A 26,957-nucleotide genomic window follows, 5' to 3' on the forward strand; every position below is an offset into this window, starting at 1 on the left:
ACTTCTTCAACCAACCCCGCCGCACCTAGAAACATGCCCTCTGTGCAGCGAAGCCCTCGATCATAGCAGAGATTTTGGATCGAATGCAAGAAGCTGAGCTTTTATAAATTTGCGGCCGCCTCCAGCGCGTCTATGAAGAGACTTGCCACATCGCAGCCGGTCTGATCAAAGATCTCTTGAAAACACGTCGGGCTGGTCACGTTGATCTCCGTCACACTGTCACCAATCACATCCACCCCAGCCAGCAGCAGGCCGCGCTCCAAAAGAATGGGCCCCAGCGACTCAGCGATCTCCAGATCCCTCGCAGACAGCGGCTGGGCCACCCCTTTGCCACCTGCCGCCAAATTACCCCGAACCTCGCCGCCCTGAGGAATGCGAGCCAAGCAAAATGGCACAGGTTTGCCACCGACGATGAGGACGCGCTTGTCGCCCTCGGCAATCGCCGGGAGGAATTTTTGGACCATGACGCTCTGCACACCGTCACGATTCAGCGTCTCGATGATGCTGCCCAAGTTCAGCCCGTCTTCGCGAACCCTGAAGATCCCCATGCCACCCATGCCGTCCAGCGGTTTCAAAATGATGTCGCGGTGTTCCGCGTGGAATTTCTTGATTTCTGCGGCATCCCTGGTAACGAGGGTGGGGCCAATGAACTGAGGGAACTCCATGATCGCCAGCTTTTCAGGGTGATCACGCAAAGCACGGGGTTTGTTGAAAACCCGTGCTCCCTCACGCTCTGCCTGCTCCAGCATGTGCGTCGCGTAGAAATACTCGCTGTCAAAAGGCGGGTCCTTGCGCATGAGCACCGCGTCAAATCCGGCCAGCGCTGCGATGCCGTCGGACCGCACGGCAAACCATGAGTCCGTCTCGCCCGTCAAGGTGATGTGCCGAACCTGGGCCGAGACCTGTCCACCACGCACCCAACTCACATGCCTGGGCTCGCACACTGCAAGGGTGTGACCGCGCCGCTGCGCCTCACGCATCATGGCGAAGGTGGTGTCTTTGTAGATCTTGAAGCTCTCAAGAGGATCGGCAATGAACAGAATTTGCATGGTGTGTGTACGGTGAGTGTGCAGAGCTGCACAGGATTGTGTGGCGCCTTCGAAAACGGGCGCATGCACACGCGCAGCATCCACGATGACGCCAGGTCATTAACGAGGCAGAGCGGAACGTGATTGCTTGTACTGTTGCACAAATAAAGCAAGGCTGCCGGCGACCACGCCCCAGAAGGCAGAGCCAATGTCCATCAACGTGATTCCGCTGAGCGTGACCAAGAAAGTGATCAGCGCTGGCTCACGGTGCCTTTCGTCGCGCAGGGCGGAGGCCAAACCATTGCCAATGGTGCTCAACAACGCGATTCCGGCAATGGCGACCACCAACTCCTTTGGAAAAGAAGTCAGCAGCCCAGTGACCAAAGCGCCAAACAGCCCGATCAATATATAGATAGCACCACAGGACGCCGCTGCGGTATAGCGCTTGAGCCGATCTTCGTGGGCTTCGGGCCCCATACAGATCGCTGCGGTAATGGCACTGAAGTTCAAAGCGAACGCGCCAAAGGGTGCAAGCACGAGCGAAGCCCACCCCGTCATCGTGATCAACCGAGACACGGGAAGCTCATACCCTGATGCGCGGATGACAGCCATACCCGGCAGATTCTGAGAGGCCATCGTCACCACAAACAGGGGGATCGCCAAACTGACAATGGCGGACACACTCCACTGTGGCGCCACCAAGACTGGCATGGCCAAGCGTACGGGCTCCATGGACCAAGCCATCTGCCCCGTCATCAGCACCCACAGGATGCCCACCATCAAGGTGACGACCACCGCATAGCGGGCAGCCATGCGGCGGGCTACCAGATACGTGCCCACCATCAGCAGCACCAGAGGCAACGCCGTTTGCGCAGCAGCAAAGGCCTGGATGCCAAAACGGGCCAGCACCCCGGCCAAAAGGGCAGAGGCGATTTCCATGGGAATGCGATCAGCTACACGTTCGAGGGCTCTGGTGGCGCCCACCAGAATCACCAGCGCCGAACACACCATGAACGCACCCACAGCCTCGCCCATGGAGAAACTGCCCGCAGCCCCTGCGGTAGCGAGCACTGCAGCACCCGGGGTGGACCAGGCCACCATCACCGGCTTGCGCAGCAACAGCGATGGAACCAGGGAGCAAAGGCCCATGCCCAAACCCAGTGCCCAGATCCACGACGTGATTTGCGCTGGCGTGGCTCCAAAACTCTGGGCGGCCTGAAACACGATGGCCACGGAGCTGGTGAAGCCCACCAGCACGGCGACGAAGCCTGCGACAAAGGCCGACAGGCTGAGATCTTTGAAAAATTGCATGGCGCGCATTCTGGCACCCACGCGGGAAACGCTCTCACCAAAGATCAGGGCCTGATCCAGTTGTCAGATTTCGATCTTGGAGCCCAGCTCCACCACCGCGTTGTTAGGCAGGTGCAAAAAGTCTGCAGCGCCACTGGCGTTGTGGTGCATTTGCGCGAACAGCTTTTCGCGCCAGTGCGCCATGCCACTACCGATGGAAGGAATCACCGTGTCACGCGACAGGAAGTAACTGGTGGTCATGGGCTCAACATCGCAACCCCGGCCTCGAAGGGCTTCCAAGGCACGCGGCAGGTCAGGGTCGTTCTTGAAGCCGTAGTGCACCACCACCTGCCAGCAGTCATGCCCCAGAGGCTCCACCTGCAAGCGCTTGTCCAAGCCAATCCAGGGTACTTCATGGTTGCGCACCGTGACGAAGAGGTTTTGCTGGTGCAGCACCTTGTTGTGCTTGAGGTTGTGCAACAGGGCATTGGGCACTGCCCCAGGCTCAGCCGTCAGAAAAATGGCCGTGCCTTCCACCCGGGTCGGGGGGCTGATGAAAACCGACTCCAGAAAATCCTTGAGGTCGATGGCATCAGCGCGCAGCTTGGCATTGAGCAGACGGCGGCCTTGCTTCCACGTCATCATCAAAGTAAACAGGGCACCGCCAATCATCAACGGGAACCACCCGCCCTGGAACAACTTGAGCAGGTTGGATGCAAAGAACGCCAAATCCACCAAAAAGAAGCAGCCAGTGGCAGCCAGGCACAGCGCCAGCGGGTAGCCCCAGCCGTAGCGGATCACAAAGAACGTGAGCGTGGTGGTGATCAACATGTCCAGCGTCACGGCAATGCCGTAGGCCGCCGCCAGGTTGCTCGACGAGCGGAACATGACCACCGCCAGCACAATGGCCACGAACAGGCCCCAGTTCACCAGCGGCATGTAGATTTGCCCGGTGTCGCGCACGCTGGTGTGCTGGATGTTCAGGCGCGGCAGATAGCCAAGCTGGATGACCTGCTTGGTGACACTGAAGGCGCCCGTGATCAGTGCCTGCGAAGCGATCACGGTGGCAAGCGTGGCCAGCCCGACCAGCGGTATCAGCGCCCAGTCGGGCGCCATCATGAAAAACGGGTTCTTGACGGCCTCAGGCTCAGCCAGCAGCAGCGCGCCCTGACCGAAATAATTGAGCGTGAGCGACGGCATCGCCACACCAAACCACGCCAGGCGAATGGGTCGTTTGCCAAAGTGGCCCAGGTCGGCATACAAGGCTTCCGCCCCCGTCACGCACAACACGACAGCGCCCAGGATGATGAAGCTGGTGCCGGGCTGGTGCCACATGAACATCAGCGCGTGGTGCGGGCTCATCGCCCACAGAATTTCGGGGTGCCCGTGGATGTGAAACACGCCCAGCACCGCCAGGGTCATGAACCACACCAGCGTGATGGGCCCAAAAAACTTGCCGATGCCGCCTGTGCCCCGCTTTTGCACCGCAAAAAGGCAAAACAGCACCACCAGCGTCAGGGGAATGACGTACTTCTTGAAGTGCGGTGACACCACCTCCAGCCCCTCGACGGCCGAAAGCACCGAGATGGCGGGAGTGATGACCCCATCCCCATAAAACAGCGATGTGCCAAAAATACCGACGGCAAGCAGCATGCCGCGCAGCTTGGGCTTGTCTTTGACGGCTTGCGATGCCAGCGCCAGCATGGCGATCAGGCCACCCTCACCGTTGTTGTCCGCACGCAGCACAAGTACCACGTACTTGAGTGACACGATGACCGTGAGGGTCCAGAAGAAGATCGACAGGATGCCGTAGATGTTCTCGTGCGTGAAGGGCACATGCCCCGAGCCGAACACCTCTTTGACGGCATACAGAACACTCGTGCCGATGTCGCCGTAGACAACACCGATAGCGCCTAGCGTGAGAGCCGCCAGCGAGGATTTGGAAGAGCTTTGCACTGAAGCGACCCCGCAGGCCCTCAAGCCGGTCGGGGTTCCATGATTTGGGGGAGCGCTATTTTGCGCCGCCCGCCCAGGCTTCTGTGCAAACGATCAAATATGTTGCACCGCAACAACTGCCACCTACCACCCCTGGCGCCCAAAGGCCAGGCGTGGCAAGAGCGGCGGCCAAGCCGCAGCGCTACAGCCGGGGGTCAGTCGTACACCTCGGCGTCGGGGTCGGTGGCTTCCAGCTCGTAGCTGGCCGCCAGCATGGCCAGGCGGGCCACTACGCCATACATGTAGAAGCGGTTGGGGGCACTTACCCCAGGACGCACGCCCGGCTGGGGCATGTGCGTGCTGTGCTCAAAGGCCAGGGGCACAAAGCTGGCGCCGGGCGAATTGAGGTTCTCGTCCACCCCGCGCTCGGCGTGCATGCGGTAGAAACCGCCGACCACGTAGCGGTCCATCATGTAGACCACAGGCTCGGCCACCGCATCGTTCACCCGCTCCTGGGTCAGCACACCTTCCTGGATGATGACGTCAGACACCGTCTGGCCGTCCTTGATGACGGCCATCTTGTTCTTGGTCTTGCGGTTGAGCGCATCCAGTTCCTTGGCGTCACGCACGGTCATGATGCCCATGCCGTAGGTGCCGTTATCAGGCTTGATCACCACAAACGGCTTTTCATTGATGCCGTATTCCTTGTACTTGCGGCGCACCTTGGTCAGCAGCGCGTCGGTGGCGGCCTGCAGGGCGTCCAACCCGGTGTCCTCGGCAAAGTTGAGCCCGCCCACCTGGCTGAACATCGGGTTGATAAGCCAGGGGTCAATGCCCAGCATCTTGCCGAAGCGCTTGGCCACCTCTTCGTAGTTCTTGAAGTGGGTGCTCTTGCGCCGCACGCTCCAGCCCGCGTGCAAGGGCGGTAGCAGATACTGCTCGTGCAGGTCTTCCAGAATGCCCGGCGCGCCGGCCGAGAGATCGTTGTTGAGCAAGATGGTGCAGGGGTCAAAGTTCTTGAGCCCCAGGCGGCCCTTGGTACGCACCACAGGTTCCAGCGTCACCGAATCTCCATTGGGCAACTCGATGAGCGTGGGCTTCTTGATCTCGGGGCTGATGGACCCCACCCGTACATTCAGGCCCGCCATGTTGAAGATGCGCTGCAGCTGCACCACGTTGGCCAGATAGAAAGTGTTGCGGGTATGGTTCTCGGGAATGATCAGCAGGTTGCGCGCTTCGGGGCAGATCTTTTCGATGGCCGCCATGGCCGCCTGCACGGCCAGGGGCAACATTTCCTTGGTCAGGTTGTTCCAGCCGCCGGGAAACAGGTTGGTATCCACCGGCGCCAGCTTGAAGCCCGCGTTGCGGATGTCTACCGAGGTATAGAACGGGGGCGTGTGCTCCATCCACTCCAGACGAAACCAGCGCTCGATGGCAGGCATGGAATCCAGAATGCGCTGCTCAAGCTCGTTGATGGGCCCGGTGAGGGCTGTGATGAGATGCGGAACCATAAAACCCCTCGGGGGACACGTTGGAGAACGATTGTAGGGAACTGGGATTCCCGGATGTGGGGGCGACTGCCGGTTTCGCAATGCCAGTACCCCGGCTGGGCGAAAAATCCCAGGCTCGCCGTCAACGGCGCCAGAACGCCGGGGTGAGCACGGCCATGAAGCTCAGAATCTCCAGCCGGCCCAGCAGCATGGCCAGCGTGCACACCCACACCTGAAAGTCCGTCAGCACCGCAAAGTTGGAGGCAGGCCCCACCGCGCCCAACCCTGGCCCGGCACAGTTCACGCTGGCCAGCACGGCAGAAAACGCCGTCACCGGGTCCAGGTCAGTCAGCAGCAGCACCATGCTCAGGCCAATCACCGTGGCGCCGTACACCAGCATGAAGGCCAGCACCGAGAAGATCACGCGGTTGTCCACCACCGCATCGCCCAAGCGCACGGGCTGCACGGCGCGGGGGTGCACCAGCCGCGTCATTTCGCGGCGGGCCTGCTTGACCAGGATGAGCATGCGCACCATCTTGATACCGCAGCCGGTTGACCCCGCACTGGTGGCCACGCCCGACAGCAGCAGCATCAGCACCGGCGCAAACACCGGCCAGCCGAGGTAATCCACCGTGGCATAGCCCGTGGTGGTAGCCAGCGACACCACATTGAACATGCCGTGACGCAAGGCAGTCAGTGGCTCATACACCCCCTTGGCCCATAGCAGCAGCGACACGACCAGGCCACCCACGATGAGCGTGCCCAGCGTGGCGCGCAGCTCTGGGTCGCGCCAAAAACCACGCCAGTCGCCCTTGCGAAGGGCCACAAAATACAGCGCAAAGTTGCAGCTGGCCACGAGCATGAAGACCACGGCAATGGCTTCAAGCAACGGCGACTGAAAGTGCCCAAAGCTCGCGTCGTAGGGCGACAGCCCCCCCAGGCTCACGGTGGTGAACATGTGCATCACCGCGTCCAGCGGCGCCATGCCGCCCAGCCAGTAGGCCAAGGCGCAGGCCACGGAAAACAGCGCGTACACGCCCCACAGCCCCTTGGCCGTGCCGGTCATGCGCGGCGTGAGCTTGGCGTCTTTCACCGGCCCGGCGGCCTCGGCCTTGAAGAGCTGGCTGCCGCCCACGCCCAGCAAGGGCAACACCGCGACGGCCAAAATGAGAATGCCCATGCCGCCCAGCCACTGCAGGAACGTGCGCCAGACGTTGACGGACACCGGCAACCGGTCCAGCCCGCTCATCACCGTGGAGCCCGTGGTGGTCAGGCCCGACACGGCTTCGAAGTACGCATGCGTGAACGACAGCGGCCGCCCAAGGTGGTGCCCCGCCAGCATCAGCGGCAGCGCGGCAAACAGCGGCAGCAGCAGCCACACCAGCGACACCAGCATCACCCCGTGGCGCGGCTGCAGCTCGCGCCGGAAGACGCGAAAGCTCCACCACAGCCATGCGCCGACGAATGCCGTGGCCGCCATCGACAGCGGGTACACAAACAGGACACCATCGCGCGTCCACCAAGACACCGCCATGGGCAGCGCCAGCGACGACGCGAAGATCATCACCAGCATGCCCAGCACGCGCAAAACGGGAAACATGTCCGTCATGATGAAAGCCGTTTGTTCAGCACGCTGCACAGTGCCTGATTCTGGCGCGGCCCATGCGAGGGCCGCCGCGCAAGGGCCGCCCCGCCGCGCTGGCGGCGTCCCCCTGCCCGCATTGCGCAGCCATGCGAGAGCGGGGGGAAGGCGCGAAGCGACTCAGGGGGGTGCATCAGAAAAACGTGGCGCTCACGCGGAAGAGCTTTTCCACTTCGCGCACCAGGCGCTTGTGCGGCAGGAAGAACACCACATGGTCATTGCTCTCCAGCACGGTGGAGCTGCGCGGAATGATCACCTGCGGCTCGGCGGGCTCCGCAGGCACGGGCAGCGCTTCGGATTCAGGGGCAGACGCCGAGTGGTCGGGCAGACCACGCACGATGAGGCCGATGTGCACATCGCGCGGCAGGGGCAGCTCGCTCACCTTGCGGCCCACCACGCGCGAACTCTTGCGGTCCCCGCGCACCACAATCTCCAGCGCCTCGGCCACGCCCCGGCGCAGGCTGTGCACCGCCTGCACATCGCCCTGGCGCACAAAGGCCAGCAACTCGCCCAGCATGGCCTGCGCGGGCGACAAGGCAATGTCGATCTGCGTGCCGTGCATCAAATCCGCGTAGCTGCGGCGGTTGATGAGCGCCAGCACCCGGCTGGCGCCCATGCGCTTGGCCAGCAGGCACGACATGATGTTGTCCTCGTCGTCCTCGGTCAGCGCCAGGAACAGGTCCACCTCTTCCACGCCCTCGTCATTGAGCAGGTCTTCGTCGGTGGTCTCGCCCTGCAGCACCAGCACCGAAGGCGGCAACGCCGAGGCCAGCTCCACACAGCGCTGTGGGTCTGATTCGATGATCTTGAGGTGAAAGCGCCCTTCCTCCTGGCCCAGCTGCTGTGCCAGGCGCAGGCCCACGCGGTCGCCACCGGCAATCATGATGCGGCGCACGGGCGGCGCGTTGCTCGCATCGCGGCGGTGCAGGGCCGACAGCACATGCGCAATGTGCTCCTGCGCTGCCAGCACAAACACCTCGTCACCCGGCTCGATGCGGGTGCCGCCCGAGCAGGCGACAAAACGGTCGGGCTCGTCCGGAAAGCGGCGGTAGATGGCCACCAGCCGCACCGCCACATCGGGGGCGCTGGCACGCAGCTCGGCAATGGTGTGGCCCACCATGGGCGCACCCGTTCGCGCACGCACCGACACCAGGCTGGCCCGCCCGCCCGCAAACTCGCGCACCTGCATGGCCTCGGGATATTCCACCAGCTTGCCGATGTAGCGCGTGAGGGATTCCTCAGGGCAGATGATGCGGTCCACCGCAAAACCGTCGGCGCCCAGCAGCCGGGTATCGCACTGAAAGCCCAGCGAACGCACGCGCGCAATGCGGGTGGGGATGTTGAACAACAGCTGCGCCATCTTGCAGCACACCAGATTGGTCTCGTCCTGCGCGGCGCAGGCAATCAGCAGATCGGTATCGCGCGCCCCGGCCTCGGCAAGCACGGCAGGCTCGATGCCGCTGCCCACCACCCCACGCAGGTCAAACCGCGCCTGAAGATCGCGAAGGCGCTCGGCATCGGTGTCGATGACGGTGATGTCGTTGCGTTCGGACACCAGGCTGTCGGCCACACTCTCGCCCACACGGCCGGCCCCGAGGATGATGATTTTCATAAGAAATTGGGCTCCTGCTGTCTATTGGCAAGCGCAAGCAGCTATCAAATCAAGAGCAAAAACCCTGACCTCCTGCCTCAGCCGCGCACTTCGCCCTCGCCCAGCACCACGTACTTGAGCGAAGTCAGCCCTTCAATGCCCACCGGCCCGCGCGCGTGGAACTTGTCGGTGCTGATGCCGATTTCAGCCCCCAGGCCAAACTCAAAGCCATCCGCAAAGCGCGTGCTGGCGTTCACCATCACGCTGGCCGAATCCACCTCGCGCAGGAACTGCTGGGCGTGCATGTGGTCGCGCGTCAGGATGGCGTCGGTGTGGTGGCTGCCGTAGCGGTTGATGTGGGCAATGGCCTCATCCACACCGGCCACCACCTTCACGCTGATGATCGGGGCCAGGTATTCCTCGCTCCAGTCCTGCTCCGTCGCGGGCACCAGTTGGGCCCCGGCCACCGATTGCAGGATGGCCAGCGACTCAGGGCAGCCGCGCATCTCCACGCCCTTGGCGGCATACACCGCGCCAATCTGGGGCAAAAAGTCCGCTGCCACGCCGCGCGCCACCAGCAGGCCTTCGCTCGCGTTGCAGGGGCTGTATTTGTTGGTCTTCGCGTTGTCGGCCACCTTCACCGCCATGGCGATATCGCAGGGGTCGTCCACATAGGTGTGGCAGTTGCCGTCCAGGTGCTTGATCACGGGCACCTTGGCATCGCGGCTGATGCGCTCGATCAGCCCCTTGCCGCCACGCGGAATGATCACGTCCACAAACTGCGGCATGGCGATGAGCTGGCCCACGGCCTCGCGGTCGGTGGTTTGCACCAGTTGCACCGCGTCTTGCGGCAGACCGGCCTCGGTCAGCGCCTGCTGCACCAGCTTGGCCAGCGCCCGGTTGGAATCAATGGCTTCCGAGCCGCCGCGCAAGATGCAGGCATTGCCGCTCTTGATGCTCAAGGACGCCGCCTCGATGGTCACGTTGGGGCGGCTCTCGTAAATCATGCCGAACACGCCAATCGGCACCCGCATCTGCCCCACGCGGATGCCGCTGGGCTGCTGCTTCATGCCAATGATCTCGCCAATCACATCGGCCATGGCAGCCAGCTGCTCGCAGCCCTGGGCGCAGGTTTCCAGCACCTTGGGGCTGAGCTTCAAACGGTCCACCATCGGCTCGGCCAAACCCGCAGCGCGGGCGCGCTCCAGGTCGCGCGCGTTGTCCACCTGCAACGCCTCGGTCTGCTCGCGCAGCAGACGGGCCAGGGCCAGCAATGCTTTGTTTTTGATAGCTGCCGGCGCTTTCGCCATCAGCGCAGAGGCCGTTTTTGCCTGGAGACCGAGGGAGTGCGTGTATTCAGCGACATTGAGGGCATTCATCCGGCGATTTTGCCGCAGTTGGCCTTACCCTTGCGGCCTGCACCGCTCACACCCGCTCTGCCCATGACCGACACCGCATCCGCCCAGCTCACCACCCTGGCCCAAGCCCTGCAAGCCTTCGAACGCGGCGACCACACCGCCGCCACCCTGAGCACCCTGGCCCGCCAGCAGACGGCTCTGCTCGCCGCCCTGCCCCCACGCTACAGCGACGTGCTGCTGAACCTGCTGGACCGCCTGGAATCCAGCGCACTGTTTTCAGAGGAAAGCTGCTCATTCAGCCAAAAGGACTTGGTGGCCAACCTGACAATGTGGGTAGAAAAAGCCCAAGCCACATTAAACGCCAGCTAGCGCCCCCAGGGCCGAGCGCAGCAATGGCCCGAGTGGCTGTTTGGATGTTCGGCTCCCCATCCCCTCTGTATGCGCCGAGGAGCGCAGCGGCCAGCGGATCAGGGCTCGCGATTGTCTGAGCGAAGCGCAGCGCAGCGAGTTCGAGCGAGACCCCGCTGGACGCGAGCACCGCAGGTTGCCCGAAGCGAAGCGCAGGGACGCAGACAGCGGGGTCGCCTTTTCTTTGGTGACTTTCTTTTGGCGAAGCAAAAGAAAGTTACTGCGCCGCCGGGCGCACCTCCCGGCTCCCGCACCAGGCAAAAGCATGCAGCCAAATACTGCAATTCACTACGAATTTCATAGCTGCCAGCGCATACCTACAGAGCGCTAGACGCCAAAAAACTCTCAAACCTCCGCCCGCCCCAACCACTTCTCCCGCGCAATATAAGCCCGCACCCCCACCCCCATGAACGGCTGCGGCGGCATGCGCGCCGGCCCACCCAACGCCAACGCATGCGCCAACAACGGATGGTCCTGCCCCAGCGCCAAATCCGCCGCCAACGCCCCCAGCGCAGTGAACTTCACCACCCCCGCCCCATTGCACCCCGCCACCCCATGCACCTGCGGCGCCAGCCGCCCCCAGCGCGGCGCGCCGTTGCGGGTGATGGCGATGGAGCCTTCCCAAAAATGCTCCAGCGCCACATCGCCCAGCTGCGGAAACCGCGCCGCAAACACGGCAGCGTGCTCGCGCCGCACCCGCTCACGCACGGCGGGGCTGACGCGGAAATGCGGCGCGTATTCAAAACCCTGGCGCACCAGAATGCGGTGGTCGTCCGTGTAGCGCAGCGTGGCCCCGGTCACGGCACTCGCAGGCGTCACGCCCCAGCCCTCAGGCGCGCCCAGGCGGCTGCGCTGCTCAGGGGTGAGCGGCGCGGTCAGCGAGCCGAAAGTGACCAGCGGAAACGTCTCCGCCCCCCAGGCACTGCCAAACAAGCCCAGCTGCTGCGCAAAGCCATTGGCCGCCAGCAGCAACTGCGGCGCACGCACGCTGCCGTGCGGGGTGTGCGCCACCACCCGGCCGCCTGACAAATCCAGCCGCTGCACGGGCGTTTGCTCGTGCAAGGTGACGTTGGCGGGCAGCGCATCAGCCAGGCCCCGGCACAGCGCAGCGGGGTTGAGGAGCACGGTGCCCGGCGTGTAGAGCCCGGCGGCAAAGTAGCGGGTGCCCAGGCGGGCGGCCAGAGCATTGCGGTCCAGCAGCTCGTGCTGCGCACCCAGGGCGCGCAGCTCATCCACATGGTGCTGCAGCGTGCGCTCGGCGGCGGGCGACACGGCGCAGTGGTACTTGCCTGCGCGGCGCCACTGGCAGTCGATGCGGTGCTGCGCCACCAGCCCCTCCAGGTCGTTCATGCCCGCCGTGAGCAGGGCCTGGTAGTGCGCGGCCTGGCGCAGTTCTTCGAGCGAGCTGCCAATGTTGTGCGGCACATCGATGGCAAAGCCCGAGTTGCGGCCCGAGGCGTTGTTGCCCACGGTGCCTGCATCCACCACCACGATGTGGGCGTGCGGGCGCAGCTCGGCCAGGCGGCGCGCAGCGGCCAGGCCCGCAAAGCCCGCGCCCAGCACCAGCCAGTCGGCCTGCACATCGCCCTGCAGCGCGGGGCGCGGCGTGCGCGGGGGCAGGATGGCGGACCAGCCGTTGGTGGCGTCGTCGTTGGGAAGGCGCATGGGCCGGGAACCCTGCGAGGGCCGCAGGGTGGCATCCACAGGCGCCATCACCGGGCCGCGCTGGTCAGGCGGCACAGTTGCAGCGCCAGGCGCTGCAGGGCCTGCCAGCCGTCTTGCGGCCAGTCGGGCACCTTCAGGCCCTTGACGATGCCGTCCACGATGTGGGCGGATTGCAGCAGGCGCGCCAGAGCGGCGTCGCTGGCCTTGGGCAGGATGCGTTCAAACAGCCGCTCCTTGGGGCCCCAGATGCGGTTTTCGCGCAGGGCCATGGGCAGGGGCTTGCCGGCGTTCATGGCGTCTTTCACGCGCTTCAAGGCGCGGATGTCTTCGGCAAGCGCCCAGTGCACCAGCACTTCGGCCTCGCCCTCGGCCTGCAGGCCGTCGAGCATGCGCTGCACGCGGCCGGTCTGCCCGGCCAGCACGGATTCAGACAGCTTGAACACGTCGTAGCGCGCCACGTTGAGCACGGCGGCTTCGACTTGGGCCTGGGTCAGTTCACCCGCCGGGTGCAACAAAGCCAGTTTCTGGATCTCCTGGTGCGCGGCCAGCAGGTTGCCTTCCACGCGGTCGGCAAAAAACTGCAGGGTGCGTTGGCCCTCTTCGCCCGCCACCACGCGCTGGCCTTGCTGGGCCAGGCGCTGGGCAATCCACTGCGGGAGCTGGCCGCGTTCGATGGGGTCGATCTGGATGGAGACGCCGTTGCCCTCCAGCGCGGCAAACCAGGCGCCGGTCTTGGTGGCTTTGTCCAGGCGCGGCAGCATGACCATGGTGAGGGTGCTGTCGTTGCCCCGGACTGATTCAGCGATCTGCTGCAGTGCCACGCTGCCATCCTTGCCGGGCTTTCCAGAGGGGATGCGGATCTCGACGATCTGCTTGTCGGCAAACAGGCTCAAGCTGCCGCCAGCGGCGAGCACGGCGCTCCAGTCAAAGTGGGCACCGGCCACGGTGTAGCTGCTGCGTTCGGTGTAGCCCTGGGCACGGGCGGTGGCGCGGATGGCGTCGGCGGCTTCCTGCTGCAGCAAGGGCTCGTCGCCGTGCAGGATGTACAGCGGCGACAGGGCCCGTTGGAGGTGGTTGGAGAGTTGGGCCAGGGCGACTTGCATGGGCAAAGTTTATCGCCCCCAGGCGGGCCGCTCGCCGCGCCGGGGCGGCGGGTGCAGGGCTTTGCTCTTTTAGGCCTCTAGCGCTTATCTACAAAGCGCCAGCAGCTATATATTTAATAGCAAACTGGCGTTCGATGTTCAGAAGCTTTCCCAATCATCGTCACTGCCCTTGGCCGCAGGCGCAGGTGCAGGGGCTGCGGGCTTGGCGCTGTGGGCCAGCTTGGCGGCGGGGGCGGGCTTGGGGCGGGCCGCCACCGCAGGCTTGGCCGGTGCCGAGGCAAAGCGCGGCGCGGGGGCCGCTGCAGGCCGGGGGGCCGGAGCGGCGCTGAGGGCGCTGGTGGCGCCCACGTTGAACACGCTCACCACTTCGGCCAGGCGCTGCGCCTGGTCGCGCATGGAGGCTGCGGCGGCGGTGGACTCTTCCACCAGCGCAGCGTTTTGCTGCGTCATCTGGTCGAGGTTGGCCACAGCCTGGTTGACTTGGCTGATGCCGTCGCGTTGTTCGGTGGAAGAGGCGGTGATTTCGCCAATCAGGTCGCTCACGCGGCGCACGCTGGAAACGATCTCTTCCATGCTTTGCCCGGCCTGGGCCACCTGGGCGGAGCCGCTTTCGACGTTTTCGACCGACTGGTTGATGAGGGTCTTGATTTCCTTGGCGGCTTCGGCACTGCGGCCGGCCAGACTGCGTACTTCGCTGGCCACCACGGCAAAGCCACGGCCTTGCTCGCCAGCGCGGGCAGCTTCCACGGCGGCGTTCAGCGCCAGGATGTTGGTCTGGAAGGCGATGGAGTCAATGACGCCAATGATGTCGCTGATCTTGCGCGAGCTTTCGGTGATCTGCTGCATGCTGGTGACCACCTGGCCCACCACTTCGCCGCCACGGGCTGCGGCCTGGGCGGCGGTGCCGGCCAGCTGGTTGGCCTGGCGGGCGGTGTCGGCCGACTGGGTGACGGTGGCCGTCAGCTCCTCCATGCTGGATGCGGTTTCTTCCAGATTGGCGGCGGTTTGTTCGGTGCGGGCCGAGAGGTCGTGGTTGCCGTTGGCAATCTGGATAGAGGCGCTGGAGACCGAGTCCACGCCCTGGCGCACCTCGCTCACCACGCCGCGCAGGCGGGCCGACATGTCATTGAGGGCGCGCAGCATCTGGCCGAGTTCGTCTTTGCGGCTGGTTTGCAGCTCGCGGGTCAGGTCGCCTGCGGCGATGGCGTGGGCGGTGTCCACCGCTTGCTGCAGGGGCGCGGTGATGGAGCGCACCAGCAGCCAGGCCAGCAGCGCGCCCGCAGAAAACACGACCAGCGCGGTCAGCGTGCTGATCACGCCCGAGCGAATGCGCTGGGCCGTGGCCTCTTCGCGCACGACATCACGGCGGCGTTCCAGCTAGGCGATGAATTCGTCTTGCGCCTTGAGGTAGCGCGCCACCATGGGGGTGAGCTGCTCGTCGGCAAAGCGCTGGGTTTCCACCGCATCGCCCGCGCCCTTGAGCTCCCAGGTCTTGGCCACAGCTTGGAGCACCAGCTTGCGCTCGGCCACCACCTTGTCGATGGCGGCTTTTTCCTCGGGGGCGGTTGCGCCTGCCACGATGGTTTCCTGAATCTTGTTGATGTTGCCGATGATTTCCTTCACCCGCGCGTCGTACTGCTGTGCCAGCACGGCGTCGGTGGTCACGGCGCCGCCCATGATCATGTTCACCGCCGTTTCGGTGCCGCCGCGCCAGCGCACGGCTGCCACCACACGGGTGTCGATGTCCACCACGGCATCCATGGCGCGCGCCATGGTGGTGTTGCCGCGGTTTTGCGCAATGCCCGACACCAACGCCATGGCCACCATCAACCCCAAAAACGCAAACCAGAGCTTGCGCGAAACGCGAATGTTGTCGCGCTGCGTATTCTTCTGCCTCTAAATGGATAACCAGCCAGCCCATGGCCGACACATCTGATTACAAAAACCAGTCTCCGCAGTGTGCGCACTGAAGCGGATCGGTTGTCTCCGTGGTAACCCGCAAGCCCCCAGGGCTGCGATGGTTACATGAATGTTACAACCCTCCGTGACGCCACGCTTGCACGGTCGATTTGCTCAGTTGCATCTATCAATTTGCAGAAAACACCGCGCCAAATGCTCAACCCGCTGTCTTTTCACTGGCGCCGCGCTGGCACAAAATCCTGCAAATCACCCGTGGTGTGATTAGAACCCCTGGCTTTTCACCGCTTCAGCACTGGCTGTCGCCTGCTTGTCATTGAAGGCATGGTGTGCTCTCCAGGCCACCGCACGCGGGGCCAGGGTTCGAACGCTCGAGGCCGGGGCAACGCCGTTGTGCCAGCCCGGTGTGCCTGCCACACTCACCCAACCATCACCTTCCACCCCACAGACATGACCCACGACCTGCCCGCCACCCTGCCCCGAAGCCTCCCGCCTTGCAGCCTGATTGGCGCGCCCACCGACATTGGCGCCGGCGCACGCGGCGCATCCATGGGCCCCGAGGCCCTGCGTGTGGCGGGCTTGCAGGCGGCGCTGGAGCTGCACGGGCTGCAGGTGCTGGACCGGGGCAACCTGAGCGGCCCTTCCAACCCCTGGCAGCCCCCGGTGGATGGCTACCGCCACCTGCCCGAGGTGGTGCAGTGGAACCGGCTGGTGTATGGCGCTGTGTATGCCGAGTTGCAACAGGGCCACCTGCCCATCTTGCTGGGTGGCGACCACAGTCTGGGCCTGGGCAGCATCAGCGCCGTGGCCCGCCACTGCGCCGAAAGCGGCAAAAAGCTGCGCGTGCTGTGGCTGGATGCCCATGCCGACTTCAACACCAGCGCGCTGACGCCCAGCGGCAATGTGCACGGCATGCCCGTGGCCTGCCTGTGTGGCTTTGGCCCGGCCGAGCTGACGCAGCTGGCCGCCATGCCCGGCGGCGGCCCGGCGCTGCACCCTTCGCAAATCCGTCAGATCGGCATTCGCAGCGTGGACGAGGGCGAAAAGCGCTTTGTGCACGAGCAGGGCCTGGAAGTGTTTGACATGCGCGCCATTGACGAGGTGGGCATGCGCCAGGTGATGGAGCGCGCCCTGGCGGGCATGGACGCCGACACCCACCTGCATGTGAGCTTTGACGTGGACTTTCTGGACCCCGACATTGCCCCCGGCGTAGGCACCACCGTGCCCGGCGGCCCCACCTACCGCGAGGCGCAGCTGTGCATGGAGATGATTGCCGACAGCGGCCGCCTGGCCTCGCTCGACATCGTGGAGCTGAACCCCGCGCTGGACGTGCGCAACAAGACCGCCGTGCTGGCGGTGGACCTGGTGGAGTCGCTGTTTGGCAAGAGCACGCTGATGCGCACGCGGCCGTTTTGATGGCGCAGGGCCAGCGGCCTGCTCAGCGCCCAGAAAAAAGCACTGGCGCTATATTTTCAATAGCTGCCAGCGCTTGATTCATAAGCCCCACAGGGCGATTTCGTGCTTACATCGGCAATCTGGCCACCGACAGGCGCCGCAGCAACTGCTGCACGATGTCGGTCTGCATGTTGCGGTACTGCAGGGCTTCTTCCGCCTCTTTCGACAGCGCCAGGGTTTCGTTGTAGCTCATGTCGCGCTGCTGCTGGATTTCGGTCTCGGGAATCATCTCCACCCCGGCCGCGGTGCGCAGGCGGAACTTCACCTTCAGGCGCAGTTGCAGCTCGCGCACCTGGCCCGAGGCGTTCTGGCCCACCACGATGCGCTCGCGCTGCTCCGACAGGATGTCGATCACGGCCTGCGCAGAAGGCAGATCGGTGGCGTTGCGCAGCACCTTGAGCGGGCTGCCCGAGCCCTCCAGCGTGCGCTGCAGCTCGCGAGCCAGTGCCGACGTAGTGGGCGCGGCGATGTACAGCGACGAGAACGAAAACTCCGGCACGCCCCGCAGGCGAAAACCGCAGCCCGCCAGCACAGCCGCCGGGACCAGTCCGAGCAAGGTGCGCTTGTGCATGCTTACACCACCACGTTGACCAGACGACCCGGCACGACGATGACGCGCTTGGGGGCCGCGCCACCGCTGTGGGCGGCAAAGGCTTCGCTGGCCAGCGCAATGCGTTCGATCTCGGTCTTGTCGGCCTGGGCGGGCACGTGGATGGAGCCACGCAGCTTGCCGTTGACCTGCAGCATGAGCTCGATCTCGTCCTGCACCAGGGCGCCAGCATCCACCTGCGGCCAGGGCGCATCCAGCAAGTCGCCCAGCGTACCGGCGTAGCCCAGGCCCGTCCACAGGCTGTGGGCGATGTGGGGCGTGGCGGGGTAGAGGCAACGCAGCAAAATGCCAAAGCCTTCGATCAGCGCCACCTGTGCACCGGCAGAATCCATGGCCTTGAAGTCTTCCAGCGCGTTGATCATCTTCATCGCGCCCGACACCACGGTGTTGTACTGCATGCGCTGGTAGTCGTAATCCACCTGCTTGAGCACGTTGTGGATCTCCAGGCGCAACGCCTTGGCTTCCTTGCCAAACTGCACGTCCTGCAGACTCTTGGCGCCCACCACGCTGGCGATGGCGGCCTCGCGGTCAATCCCCGCGAGCTTGACGCCAAAGTTCCACACGCGGCGCAGGAAGCGGTAGCTGCCTTCCACGGCCGCGTCGTTCCACTCCAGCGTGGCTTCGGGCGGAGCGGTGAACATGGTGTACAGGCGGGCCGTGTCCGCGCCGTACTTCTCGATCAGGTCCTGCGGGTCCACGCCGTTGTTCTTGGACTTGGACATGGTGCCCACGCCCTCGTAGTCGATGGGAGTGCCCACGGGCAGCAGGCCGTCGCCGCTGGTGGCTTCGTTCTTCAGCTTGGCGCCGATGATCTTGCCGCCTTCGTCCAGCACATGCTCCACGTCGTGCGGCCAGAAATAGTCCTTGCCGCCCTTGGCGGTGCGGCGGCTGTAGATGTGGTTGAGCACCATGCCCTGCGTGAGCAGCTTGGTGAAGGGCTCATCGACCTTGACCAGGCCCAGGTCGCGCATGACCTTGGTCCAGAAGCGGGCGTACAGCAGGTGCAGGATGGCATGTTCAATGCCGCCGATGTACTGGTCCATGCCGCTGCCGCCAGTGGCATGTTGCTGGTCCCGCATCCAGTAGGCGGTGCCGCCGGCCACCATCGCCTCGGCATTCTTGGGGTCGCAATACCGCATGAAGTACCACGAGCTGTCCACGAACGTGTCCATGGTGTCCGTCTCGCGGCGGGCAGCCTTACCACACACGGGGCAGGTCACGCCCGCGTGGAAGCCTTCGTGCTTGTGCAGCGGGTTGCCCGAGCCGTCGGGGATGCAGTCTTGCGGCAGCACCACGGGCAGGTCTTTTTCGGGCACGGGCACGGCGCCGTGCTCGTCGCAGTGGATGATGGGGATGGGTGTGCCCCAGTAGCGCTGGCGGCTCACGCCCCAGTCGCGCAGGCGCCAGGTGGTCTTCTTCTCACCCAGGCCCTTTTGCTCCAGCGCATGGGCCACGGCGTTCACCGCTTCCTTGTAGCTCAGGCCGCTGAAGCTGTCGGAGTTGATGGTCACAATGCCGCGCTGCCCGGACTCGTCTTTCAGGCCGTACCAGTCCTGCCACTGGTGGTAGTTGAACGTCTCGCCATCGACCAGCACCACTTGCTTGATCTCGATGCCGTACTTCAGGGCGAACGCAAAGTCGCGCTCGTCGTGTGCGGGCACGCCCATCACGGCGCCATCGCCATAGCCCATCAGCACGTAGTTGCCGACCCACACCTGCACCTTTTCGCCGGTCAGCGGATGGGTGACGTACAGGCCCGTGGGCACGCCCTTTTTCTCTTGCGTGGCCAGCTCAGCTTCGGTGGTGCCACCGGTCTTGCATTCCTCGATGAACGCAGCGAGAGCCGGATTGCTCTTGGCGGCGTGGGTGGCCAGCGGGTGCTCGGGCGCCACGGCGCAGAAGGTCACGCCCATGATGGTGTCGGCACGCGTGGTGAACACGTACATCTTGCCGTCGCCGATCAGCTTGCCGTCATCGCCTTGGATGTCGTGGGTGAAGGCAAAACGCACGCCTTCGCTCTTGCCGATCCAGTTCTCCTGCATCAGCTTCACGCGCTCGGGCCAGCCGGGCAGCTTGTCGCCGGTCACGAAGTCGAGCAGTTCTTCGGCGTAGTCGGTGATCTTGAGGTAGTAGCCAGGAATCTCGCGCTTCTCGACTACGGCACCGGTGCGCCAGCCCTTGCCGTCAATCACCTGCTCGTTGGCCAGCACGGTCTGGTCCACCGGGTCCCAGTTCACGACCTGGGTCTTGCGGTAGGCGATGCCCTTTTCCAGCATCTTCAGGAACAGCCACTGGTTCCACTTGTAGTACTCGGGGTCGCAGGTGGCCACCTCGCGGCTCCAGTCGATGGCCAGGCCCATGGCCTGCATCTGCTTCTTCATGTACGCGATGTTTTCGTACGTCCACTTGGCCGGTGGCACGCCGTTCTTGAGCGCGGCGTTCTCAGCGGGCAGGCCGAAGGCATCCCAGCCCATGGGCATCAAGACGTTGTAGCCGTTCATGCGCAGGTAGCGCGTGAGCATGTCGTTGATCGTGTAGTTGCGCACGTGGCCCATGTGCAGCTTGCCGCTGGGGTACGGCAGCATGGAGCAGGCGTAGAACTTCTTCTTGCTGGTGTCTTCCGTCACGCGGTAGGCGTCGCGGGCAGTCCAGTGGCTGTGCGCGGCGCGTTCAACCTCTTGGTGGGAGTATTTGTCTTGCATGGGAGCTTGAAGGTGAGAGGACGGAGCAGGCCCACCCTGGGCCGCAATCGATGGATTTTAGGCGGTGCAGCGGCCAGCGCCGTGCCAAACCGCACTGCGCCAGTGCGGCGTGGGGGCTGCCACCGCCAAGCCCAGCGATCACGCCACGCGCGAAAGCCTGAGCATTTGCAATCAAATCGGCCTGCAGCGCTTTATCCACAAGCGCTAGCAGCTATTAATTCAATAGCAAATCAACCAACCACTACGGGGCGCTGACCTTGGCAGGCTCGGCCACGAAGCCGATACGCTGCAGCCCCGCTTCATGGGCGGCACCCATGATTTCGACCACGCGGCCATAAGGCACGGTGGCGTCGGCGCGCAATTGCACTTCGGTGGCGGGCTGGGCCGCGCCAATGCGTTGCAGGCGCACGGCGAGCGCGGCTTGCGACAGGGGCTGGTCATCCAGATAGGCCTGGCCCGTGGCATCCACCACCACGGTCACAAATTCAGGGGCCGCAGCGGGGCCGGTGCCTTCGGCCTGGGGCAAGTCAAGGCGGATGGAGCTGGCCAGCAACGGCGCCGTCAGGATGAAGATGACCACCAGCACCAGCATCACGTCCACCAGCGGGGTCATGTTGATGTCGCTCATGGGCTGGGCGCCCGTGGTGCGTTCCAGCCGGCCGAAGCTCATACGTTCGCGCCTTCTGGGCCGCGCAGCTCACGGCCTTCCACGCCTTCACGCTGGGCCGGGGGCGTGCCCGCCAGCAGCTCGCGCAGGTCGAGCGCAAAGCCTTCCAGGTCGGCCTCGATGCGGCCAATCAAGCGGCCAAATACGTTATAGGCCAGCACCGCCGGAATGGCCACCGCCAGCCCGGCCGCAGTCATGACCAGGGCCTCGCCCACGGGACCTGAGAGGCGGTCGATGGTGACCTGCCCACCTCCACCCAGCGCCGTGAGCGCATGGTAGATGCCCCACACCGTGCCCAGCAGGCCCACAAACGGAGCCGTGGCACCCACGGTGGCCAGCAGCACCTGCCCGTATTGCAGGCGGCCCAGCACGCCGTGCAAGGCATCGCGCAGCACGCGCGTGAGCTGCTGCGACAAAGGCCCGGCGGCAGCCAGCGTAGTGCCCACAGAGGCCGCAGAGGGCTGGACCACCCCTTGCGCGGCCGCCACCAGCGGTGCCACCAGCGCCTGCGAATCCAGCGCGGCCAACCGCTGGGCGGCCACATCGAGCGAGGGCGACTGCCAGACAGCGGCTGTGCAGCGCGCCACATCGCCGCCCGCGCGCAACACCAGACGGGCCTTCCAGAGCATGACCACCCAGCTGGCCACCGACATGGCCAGCAGCACCACGGCGGCGCCCTGGGTCACCGCATCTCCCTGGAGCCACCAGTGAAGGGCGTCCATGGCGTGGGCCTGCGTCAGTTCTTGAGGTTGAGCACGTCGAACATGTCGAACATGCCGGTCTTGTGGGCTGCCAGGAAGCGCACGGCGCGCAAAGCACCCTGTGCATACGTGGCACGGCTGGAGGACTTGTGCGTGACCTCGATGCGCTCGCCAATGCCGGCAAACAGCACCGTGTGGTCGCCCACGATGTCGCCACCACGGATGGTGGCAAAACCAATGCTGGAGGGATCGCGCTCGCCCGTCACGCCTTCGCGGGCGTACACGGCGCAATCCTTCAAATCGCGGCCCAGCGCTTCGGCAATCACTTCGCCCATTTTGAGGGCCGTGCCCGAGGGCGCATCGACCTTGTGGCGGTGGTGCGCTTCGATGATCTCGATGTCGTACCCTGTGGACATGGCCTTGGCAGCCATCTGCAGCAGCTTGAGCGTCACATTCACGCCAACGCTCATGTTGGGCGAGAACATGATGGCCGTGCGCTGCGCAAAAGCGTCGAGTTCAGCCTTTTGTGCATCGGTAAAACCGGTGGTGCCAATGACGGCCTTCACCCCCAGCTCCGCGCACACGGCCATGTGGGCCAAGGTGCCTTCGGGGCGGGTGAAGTCGATCAGCACATCGGCGTTTTGCAGGCCCGCCTTCAGGTCGGCGGTGATGGTCACGCCGCTGGCGTAGCCAAGGAACGCGCAGGCGTCAGAGCCAATGCCTGGGCTGGAGGGCACGTCCAGCGCGCCAGCCAGCACGCAATCATCGCTGGCACGGATTGCTTCGATCAGCATGCGGCCCATGCGGCCCGATGCGCCAGCCACCGCAACGCGGCAGGGGGTGGAAGAAGACGCCGCAGCGGCGGTGGTGTTCACAGACATGTCGATCCTGCAAAAAAGGGGGTCAGCCAAGAAATCAGCGTGCGCCTCGCGCGCATGGCGCTGCCGCGCGCCCGCCGTAAAAACTTACCCCACCATCATGGGCGGGGTATGCGCCCCGCAACTCAGCGTGAGGACGATTCCAGGGGCGGGTAGCGGCCGGGCGTGGGTGCTGAGGGCGCTGGCGCTGCGGGTGCAGCGGCCGCCTCTGCCTTGCGGGCGGGGTAGCGGGCCAGCTGGGCTTCAGTGGCCTCCAGCGAAGGCACCTTGGGCTTGCCTTTGTGCGATCCCAGGGTGGCGACGAATTCGGTTTCAGAGGGCATCTCGTCGCCCTCGAAGCGCGCCAGCGTATCCCCCTGGAAGAACACGGTGAGCTTGCGCGATTCCATTTCAGAAGATGGGCGCTTGATGGTGAACACGTACTCCCAGCGATCACCATGGAACACGCTCGTCACCAGGGGCGTGCCCAGGATCTCGCGCACCTGCTGGCGGCTCATGCCCGGCTGCAGCGCTTGCACCTGCTCGCGCGACACGAAGTTGCCTTGGACGATGTCGATCTTGTAGGGAGTGATTGCGTTGGCCACACGACGGCTGGCACCGTCGAAGCTGCCACATCCCGCCAGGACAGCGACTGCGGCGCTGACCCAAAGAATGCGGCCCAGGCGGGCGTTGCAACAGGCTTGGTCTGGCATGGGGAAAAGGGCAAAGGATATGATCAAACCATTGTAGCGGCAGCCTCCCCTCGCATGGGCGGGCCCATTCCCCCGCAACCGCAAGGAGCCTCCACCCATGACCAATATCGACGAACTCAAGAGCACGGGACTCAAAGCCACCCTGCCTCGCCTGAAGATCATGGAGATCTTCCAAAAAGGCGTGCAGCGCCACATGACGGCGGAAGACGTGTTTCGCGTGCTGCTGGAAGAACGCTCGGACATTGGCTTGGCCACGGTGTACCGCGTGCTCACCCAGTTTGAGCAGGCAGGCATCCTGATCCGCAGCAACTTTGAAAGCGGCAAGGCGGTGTACGAGCTCAACGAGGGCCAGCATCACGACCACTTTGTGTGCACGTCCTGCGGCAAAGTGGAAGAGTTTTACGATGCTGAAATTGAAAAGCGCCAGCAGCTGATTGCGAAAAACAAGGGCTGGGTGGTGGAAGACCACACCATGGCGCTGTACGGCCAGTGCGCCAATTGCGCTGGCAAGTAAGCGCCAACGACACCAAAACGCCACGACGGCAGCGCGGCGTCAAAAGGCGGACTCAGCCCCCACTGTCGCGCTCCATGGCACGGCGGTGGCGATCCACAAATTCCTGGTAGGTATCAATACCGCGCAACTGCAAGATGGTGTTGCGCACTGCAGCCTCCACCAGCACCGCAATGTTGCGCCCTGCCACCACCTGAATGACCACCTTCAGCACGGGCACGCCCAGCACGTCCTGGGTGAGCGGCTCGTAGGGCAGGCGCTCGTAGTCGCGCTCCAGCGTTTCCTTGCGCACCAGATGCACGATGAGCTTGAGGCGCATCTTGCGGCGCACGGCGGTTTCACCAAAGATGGCGCGGATGTCCAGGAGGCCAATGCCGCGCACTTCCAGCAGGTTCTGCAGCAGCTCGGGGCACTTGCCTTCGATGGTGGTCTGGTTGATGCGGTACAGATCCACCGCATCGTCAGCCACCAGGCCGTTGCCGCGCGATATCAACTCCAGGCCCAGCTCGCTCTTGCCCAGGCCGGATTCGCCCGTGATCATCACGCCCAGGCCCAGAATGTCCATGAACACGCCGTGCATGGTGGTGCGATCAGCAAAGTGCTTGGACAGGTAGGCACGCAGCACATCGATGACGAACGCCGACGACTCGTGCGTGGAGAACATCGGAATCTGCGCGCGCTCGCACATGGACACCAGGGCGTCGGGCGCAACCTGGTTGTCTGCCAGCACCAGCACCGGCGGTTCCAGGGTCACGATGCGGGCAATGCGGCGCTTGCAGTCGTCGGGCGATGCGTTGCTGAGATACGCAATCTCGCGCTCGCCCAGAATCTGCACGCGATAAGGGTGGATGTAGTTGAGGTAACCCACCAGGTCTGCACCCGAGCGGGCAGAACGCACGGCCACTTCATCGAAGCGGCGCTCTGACGCCCCCAGGCCAGCCACCCATTCCCATTTCAGGGAAGCACGGAATTCTTCAAACAGTACGTCAGCGCTGACTACGTTAGGTTTCACGGCGTGAGGGCGTTGGGTGGAACAAAAAACACGCCGTTCAGACCGGCGATGTCAGGCAGCCTGGGTGGACTGCCAGCCTGCAATCATGCCGTGCAACTCGGCAGCATCTGCCGAAGCTTTGAGGCGCTCGCGCAAGCTGGCATCACTGAGCAGCTCGGCAATTTCAGAGAGGATTTCCAGGTGCTTTTGTGTGGCAGCTTCTGGCACCAGCAAAAAGATCAGCAGGCTGACCGGCATTTCGTCCGGCGCATCAAACCCGATGGGCTGCAGCAGCTGAAATACCGCCGCCATGGGCGCCTTCAGCCCCTTGATGCGCCCGTGGGGAATGGCCACACCATGTCCGAGTCCTGTCGATCCCAATCGCTCCCGGGCAAACAGGCTGTCTGTGATGAGCGCCCGCGAAAGCCCGTGCTGGCTCTCGAAGAGCAGCCCCGCTTCTTCAAAAGCACGCTTTTTGCTGGTGGCGTCCACGCTCACAAGGACTTGAGCGGCGGGGAGGATAGAGGCGAGTCGGTTCATGGTCACAGTAACAATTATGCACACACTGGCAAAAACCCTGAGTAACGGAACGTGGCCCACAAAAAAACCGCCCCCAGGGGGCGGTTGCCGTGCGAATGCCAATCAGGCAGTGTCGTCAGACTTGCAACTCACGCTTCACAGCTTCATGGTGGTGGTCTTGCAGGCGATCCTTGTGGCGTACCACTTGGCGGTCCAGCTTGTCTACGAGTTCATCCACAGCAGCGTACAGGTCTGAATGGGCGCTTTCTGCAAACAAATCATTGCCTTTGACGTGGATGTTGCATTCAGCACGTTGGCGCTTTTCCTTCTCCTTCTGTTTCTCTACTGTCAGCAGTACCTTGACGTCCACCACCTGGTCAAAGTGGCGAGTGATCCGATCGAGCTTGGTGGTGACGTAATTGCGCAAGGCAGGGGTAACTTCGAGGTGGTGCCCGCTGATCGTCAGATTCATAAATAGGTCTCCTGTGCTCTCGGTGAAACATATGCCGCACTGGATCAGAGTGGCGGCCCGGCGAACTGGATGCATCCGTTGGCGTGAGTTCACTATGCCTCTGCACCGTCTGAAATGCAATCCCATTCCGCTGTGCTGTACCGGGTTATCAGGCCCAAGGTGCCAAACGCCAAAAAACCCCGCACAATGCTGAAGTCGGCTCAAAACTGCACCATGCCGCCGACCACTCGCGTAGTCACGCATCCTCCCCCCAACACCCCACCCCACACAGCCCGCGCGCCACTGCAGCCGCGAGAGCAGGCAAGCCGCGTAAAATCTGGCCGCTTGCGATGCCAGCCCTCTGGGCGCCCGCGAGCTTGCCTTGCCTTCGTACGCCACGTTCCTGGCGCGTTGATTGCCACCATCGAAACCATGACCCAGCCCAGCAACCCCGCCCTGCACACCTCTGCCCTCACATCGCTGCCCCTGCTGGCTCGCGGCAAGGTGCGTGACAACTACGCCGTGGGCGACGACCGCATCCTCATGGTCGCCAGCGACCGCCTCTCGGCCTTTGACGTGATCATGGGCGAGCCCATCCCCGGCAAGGGCGAGCTGCTCACGCAGATGGCCCTGTTCTGGTTCGACAAGCTCGGCCACATCTGCCCCAACCACCTGACAGGCGATGCCCCGGAAAGCGTGGTCAAGCCCGAGGAAGTGGCCCAGGTGCGCGGCCGCTCGATGCTGGTGCAGCGCTTGAAGCCCATCCCGGTGGAGGCCGTGGTGCGCGGTTACCTGGCTGGCAGCGGCTGGAAGGAATACCAGGAAAGCCGCTCGGTCTGCGGCGTGCCGCTGCCCGAAGGCCTGACCAACGCGGCCAAGCTGCCCGAGCCCATCTACACGCCCGCTGCCAAGGCAGCCGTGGGTGAGCACGACGAGAACATCACCTTCGAGCGCACCGTGGAGATGATTGGCCTGGACCTGGCCACCCGCATCCGCGACCTGAGCATCGCCATCTACAAGGCAGCGGCCGAGATTGCGCTGACCAAGGGCATGATCATTGCCGACACCAAGTTCGAGTTTGGCCTGGCCCCCGATGGCACGCTGGTGCTGATGGACGAGGTGCTGACCCCCGACAGCTCACGCTACTGGCCCGTGGAAGGCTACGAAGCCGCCTTGGCCGCTGGTGCCAACCCCCCCAGCTACGACAAGCAGTTTGTGCGCGACTGGCTGGAGCAGGCCAAGGTGAACGGCAAGCCTTGGGACAAAACCGCCCCCGCGCCACGCCTACCCCAGGAAGTGATCGCAAAAACGGCGGCCAAGTACCGCGAGGCGCTGGAGCGCCTCACCGCCTGA

The 26,957-nt window shown here is 64.1% G+C and carries 22 protein-coding genes and 1 pseudogene; 4 read left to right on the forward strand and 19 right to left on the reverse strand.

Going from position 1 to position 26,957, the window contains the following annotated elements; genetic code table 11:
• Positions 1-101: 101 nt before the first annotated feature.
• From gshB to IHV84_RS10815, 7 genes are all read right to left on the reverse strand, one after another.
• Positions 102-1,049, reverse strand: a complete 948-nt coding sequence (gene gshB, locus IHV84_RS10785) for a glutathione synthase (protein WP_198846915.1) — start codon at positions 1,047-1,049, stop codon at positions 102-104.
• 99 nt (positions 1,050-1,148) lie between these two features.
• A complete protein-coding gene (locus IHV84_RS10790) occupies positions 1,149-2,339 on the reverse strand; it encodes a benzoate/H(+) symporter BenE family transporter (protein ID WP_198846852.1) in 1,191 nt (396 codons plus the stop codon).
• 63 nt (positions 2,340-2,402) lie between these two features.
• Positions 2,403-4,274 carry a potassium transporter Kup gene (locus tag IHV84_RS10795; protein WP_198846853.1) on the reverse strand — a complete coding sequence of 624 codons (1,872 nt, stop codon included), beginning with the start codon at positions 4,272-4,274 and terminating at the stop codon, positions 2,403-2,405.
• Positions 4,275-4,468: 194 nt separating this feature from the next.
• Positions 4,469-5,764 (reverse strand): glutamate--cysteine ligase, encoded by a 1,296-nt coding sequence (gene gshA / locus IHV84_RS10800; protein ID WP_198846854.1) that lies wholly within the window; start codon positions 5,762-5,764, stop codon positions 4,469-4,471.
• A gap of 121 nt (positions 5,765-5,885) precedes the next feature.
• Positions 5,886-7,352, reverse strand: a complete 1,467-nt coding sequence (locus IHV84_RS10805) for a TrkH family potassium uptake protein (protein WP_198846855.1) — start codon at positions 7,350-7,352, stop codon at positions 5,886-5,888.
• Positions 7,353-7,518: 166 nt separating this feature from the next.
• Positions 7,519-8,997, reverse strand: a complete 1,479-nt coding sequence (gene trkA, locus IHV84_RS10810; RefSeq protein ID WP_198846856.1) for a Trk system potassium transporter TrkA — start codon at positions 8,995-8,997, stop codon at positions 7,519-7,521.
• A gap of 77 nt (positions 8,998-9,074) precedes the next feature.
• The gene (locus tag IHV84_RS10815; RefSeq protein ID WP_198846857.1) at positions 9,075-10,355 is read right to left on the reverse strand and encodes a glutamate-5-semialdehyde dehydrogenase; all 1,281 of its coding nucleotides are present in this window, start codon (positions 10,353-10,355) and stop codon (positions 9,075-9,077) included.
• Between the two features lie 63 nt (positions 10,356-10,418).
• Here IHV84_RS10815 and IHV84_RS10820 point away from each other — a divergent pair, with 63 nt between their 5' ends.
• On the forward strand, positions 10,419-10,703 hold the full coding sequence (locus IHV84_RS10820) for a hypothetical protein (RefSeq protein WP_066691073.1): 285 nt from the start codon (positions 10,419-10,421) through the stop codon (positions 10,701-10,703).
• A 384-nt stretch (positions 10,704-11,087) separates the two neighbouring features.
• On the opposite strand, the gene IHV84_RS10825 is transcribed toward IHV84_RS10820, so the two are convergent.
• The 3 genes and pseudogenes from IHV84_RS10825 to IHV84_RS10835 all read right to left on the reverse strand — a co-directional run bounded on the left by IHV84_RS10825 (position 11,088) and on the right by IHV84_RS10835 (position 15,337).
• Entirely contained in the window at positions 11,088-12,407 is a 1,320-nt protein-coding gene (locus tag IHV84_RS10825; protein WP_233099953.1) for an FAD-binding oxidoreductase, read from the reverse strand.
• A 47-nt stretch (positions 12,408-12,454) separates the two neighbouring features.
• A complete protein-coding gene (gene holA, locus IHV84_RS10830; RefSeq protein ID WP_198846858.1) occupies positions 12,455-13,510 on the reverse strand; it encodes a DNA polymerase III subunit delta in 1,056 nt (351 codons plus the stop codon).
• 138 nt (positions 13,511-13,648) lie between these two features.
• Positions 13,649-15,337, reverse strand: a pseudogene (locus tag IHV84_RS10835) (methyl-accepting chemotaxis protein).
• A 540-nt stretch (positions 15,338-15,877) separates the two neighbouring features.
• Here IHV84_RS10835 and rocF point away from each other — a divergent pair.
• Positions 15,878-16,843: an arginase gene (gene rocF / locus IHV84_RS10840; RefSeq protein ID WP_198846859.1), complete on the forward strand. Its 966-nt coding sequence runs from the start codon at positions 15,878-15,880 to the stop codon at positions 16,841-16,843.
• 106 nt (positions 16,844-16,949) lie between these two features.
• On the opposite strand, the gene lptE is transcribed toward rocF, so the two are convergent.
• The 6 genes from lptE to IHV84_RS10870 all read right to left on the reverse strand — a co-directional run bounded on the left by lptE (position 16,950) and on the right by IHV84_RS10870 (position 23,132).
• Positions 16,950-17,453, reverse strand: coding sequence for an LPS assembly lipoprotein LptE (lptE, locus tag IHV84_RS10845; RefSeq protein WP_198846860.1), 504 nt, complete (start codon positions 17,451-17,453; stop codon positions 16,950-16,952).
• Between the two features lie 2 nt (positions 17,454-17,455).
• Entirely contained in the window at positions 17,456-20,194 is a 2,739-nt protein-coding gene (gene leuS, locus IHV84_RS10850; RefSeq protein WP_198846861.1) for a leucine--tRNA ligase, read from the reverse strand.
• A 241-nt stretch (positions 20,195-20,435) separates the two neighbouring features.
• Positions 20,436-20,864: a biopolymer transporter ExbD gene (locus IHV84_RS10855; RefSeq protein WP_198846862.1), complete on the reverse strand. Its 429-nt coding sequence runs from the start codon at positions 20,862-20,864 to the stop codon at positions 20,436-20,438.
• Positions 20,861-21,583: a MotA/TolQ/ExbB proton channel family protein gene (locus IHV84_RS10860; protein WP_198846863.1), complete on the reverse strand. Its 723-nt coding sequence runs from the start codon at positions 21,581-21,583 to the stop codon at positions 20,861-20,863. Before IHV84_RS10860 ends, IHV84_RS10855 begins: the two co-directional genes overlap by 4 nt.
• Positions 21,584-21,597: 14 nt before the next feature.
• Entirely contained in the window at positions 21,598-22,443 is an 846-nt protein-coding gene (gene dapB / locus IHV84_RS10865) for a 4-hydroxy-tetrahydrodipicolinate reductase (RefSeq protein WP_198846864.1), read from the reverse strand.
• 122 nt (positions 22,444-22,565) lie between these two features.
• A complete protein-coding gene (locus IHV84_RS10870; RefSeq protein ID WP_044399064.1) occupies positions 22,566-23,132 on the reverse strand; it encodes an outer membrane protein assembly factor BamE in 567 nt (188 codons plus the stop codon).
• 97 nt (positions 23,133-23,229) lie between these two features.
• Between IHV84_RS10870 and fur the strand changes: the two genes are divergently transcribed.
• A complete protein-coding gene (gene fur, locus IHV84_RS10875; RefSeq protein WP_198846865.1) occupies positions 23,230-23,646 on the forward strand; it encodes a ferric iron uptake transcriptional regulator in 417 nt (138 codons plus the stop codon).
• Positions 23,647-23,698: 52 nt separating this feature from the next.
• Here the strand turns inward: fur and hprK are convergent, their stop codons facing one another.
• The 3 genes from hprK to hpf all read right to left on the reverse strand — a co-directional run bounded on the left by hprK (position 23,699) and on the right by hpf (position 25,625).
• On the reverse strand, positions 23,699-24,655 hold the full coding sequence (hprK, locus tag IHV84_RS10880; RefSeq protein WP_044399060.1) for an HPr(Ser) kinase/phosphatase: 957 nt from the start codon (positions 24,653-24,655) through the stop codon (positions 23,699-23,701).
• 51 nt (positions 24,656-24,706) lie between these two features.
• Positions 24,707-25,174 carry a PTS sugar transporter subunit IIA gene (locus IHV84_RS10885; RefSeq protein ID WP_198846866.1) on the reverse strand — a complete coding sequence of 156 codons (468 nt, stop codon included), beginning with the start codon at positions 25,172-25,174 and terminating at the stop codon, positions 24,707-24,709.
• A gap of 115 nt (positions 25,175-25,289) precedes the next feature.
• Complete coding sequence (gene hpf / locus IHV84_RS10890; RefSeq protein WP_044399058.1) at positions 25,290-25,625, reverse strand: ribosome hibernation-promoting factor, HPF/YfiA family; 336 nt, start codon at positions 25,623-25,625, stop codon at positions 25,290-25,292.
• Between the two features lie 411 nt (positions 25,626-26,036).
• On the opposite strand from hpf, the gene IHV84_RS10895 reads away from it, so the two are divergent.
• Complete coding sequence (locus IHV84_RS10895; RefSeq protein WP_044399082.1) at positions 26,037-26,957, forward strand: phosphoribosylaminoimidazolesuccinocarboxamide synthase; 921 nt, start codon at positions 26,037-26,039, stop codon at positions 26,955-26,957.

This window comes from Acidovorax sp. IB03 (assembly GCF_016406015.1).
In the GTDB taxonomy this organism is placed as follows: Bacteria; Pseudomonadota; Gammaproteobacteria; order Burkholderiales; family Burkholderiaceae_C; genus Acidovorax; species Acidovorax temperans.

What these genes read in the sequence shown, in the direction of transcription:
- gshB (WP_198846915.1), bottom strand. Translation starts at nt 1,049, where the DNA reads ATGCAAATTCTGTTCATTGCCGATCCTCTTGAGAGCTTCAAGATCTAC.
- IHV84_RS10790 (WP_198846852.1), bottom strand. Translation starts at nt 2,339, where the DNA reads ATGCAATTTTTCAAAGATCTCAGCCTGTCGGCCTTTGTCGCAGGCTTC.
- gshA (WP_198846854.1), bottom strand. Translation starts at nt 5,764, where the DNA reads ATGGTTCCGCATCTCATCACAGCCCTCACCGGGCCCATCAACGAGCTT.
- IHV84_RS10805 (WP_198846855.1), bottom strand. Translation starts at nt 7,352, where the DNA reads ATGACGGACATGTTTCCCGTTTTGCGCGTGCTGGGCATGCTGGTGATG.
- trkA (WP_198846856.1), bottom strand. Translation starts at nt 8,997, where the DNA reads ATGAAAATCATCATCCTCGGGGCCGGCCGTGTGGGCGAGAGTGTGGCC.
- IHV84_RS10815 (WP_198846857.1), bottom strand. Translation starts at nt 10,355, where the DNA reads ATGAATGCCCTCAATGTCGCTGAATACACGCACTCCCTCGGTCTCCAG.
- IHV84_RS10820 (WP_066691073.1), top strand. Translation starts at nt 10,419, where the DNA reads ATGACCGACACCGCATCCGCCCAGCTCACCACCCTGGCCCAAGCCCTG.
- IHV84_RS10825 (WP_233099953.1), bottom strand. Translation starts at nt 12,407, where the DNA reads ATGCGCCTTCCCAACGACGACGCCACCAACGGCTGGTCCGCCATCCTG.
- holA (WP_198846858.1), bottom strand. Translation starts at nt 13,510, where the DNA reads ATGCAAGTCGCCCTGGCCCAACTCTCCAACCACCTCCAACGGGCCCTG.
- rocF (WP_198846859.1), top strand. Translation starts at nt 15,878, where the DNA reads ATGACCCACGACCTGCCCGCCACCCTGCCCCGAAGCCTCCCGCCTTGC.
- lptE (WP_198846860.1), bottom strand. Translation starts at nt 17,453, where the DNA reads ATGCACAAGCGCACCTTGCTCGGACTGGTCCCGGCGGCTGTGCTGGCG.
- leuS (WP_198846861.1), bottom strand. Translation starts at nt 20,194, where the DNA reads ATGCAAGACAAATACTCCCACCAAGAGGTTGAACGCGCCGCGCACAGC.
- IHV84_RS10855 (WP_198846862.1), bottom strand. Translation starts at nt 20,864, where the DNA reads ATGAGCTTCGGCCGGCTGGAACGCACCACGGGCGCCCAGCCCATGAGC.
- IHV84_RS10860 (WP_198846863.1), bottom strand. Translation starts at nt 21,583, where the DNA reads ATGGACGCCCTTCACTGGTGGCTCCAGGGAGATGCGGTGACCCAGGGC.
- dapB (WP_198846864.1), bottom strand. Translation starts at nt 22,443, where the DNA reads ATGTCTGTGAACACCACCGCCGCTGCGGCGTCTTCTTCCACCCCCTGC.
- IHV84_RS10870 (WP_044399064.1), bottom strand. Translation starts at nt 23,132, where the DNA reads ATGCCAGACCAAGCCTGTTGCAACGCCCGCCTGGGCCGCATTCTTTGG.
- fur (WP_198846865.1), top strand. Translation starts at nt 23,230, where the DNA reads ATGACCAATATCGACGAACTCAAGAGCACGGGACTCAAAGCCACCCTG.
- IHV84_RS10885 (WP_198846866.1), bottom strand. Translation starts at nt 25,174, where the DNA reads ATGAACCGACTCGCCTCTATCCTCCCCGCCGCTCAAGTCCTTGTGAGC.
- hpf (WP_044399058.1), bottom strand. Translation starts at nt 25,625, where the DNA reads ATGAATCTGACGATCAGCGGGCACCACCTCGAAGTTACCCCTGCCTTG.
- IHV84_RS10895 (WP_044399082.1), top strand. Translation starts at nt 26,037, where the DNA reads ATGACCCAGCCCAGCAACCCCGCCCTGCACACCTCTGCCCTCACATCG.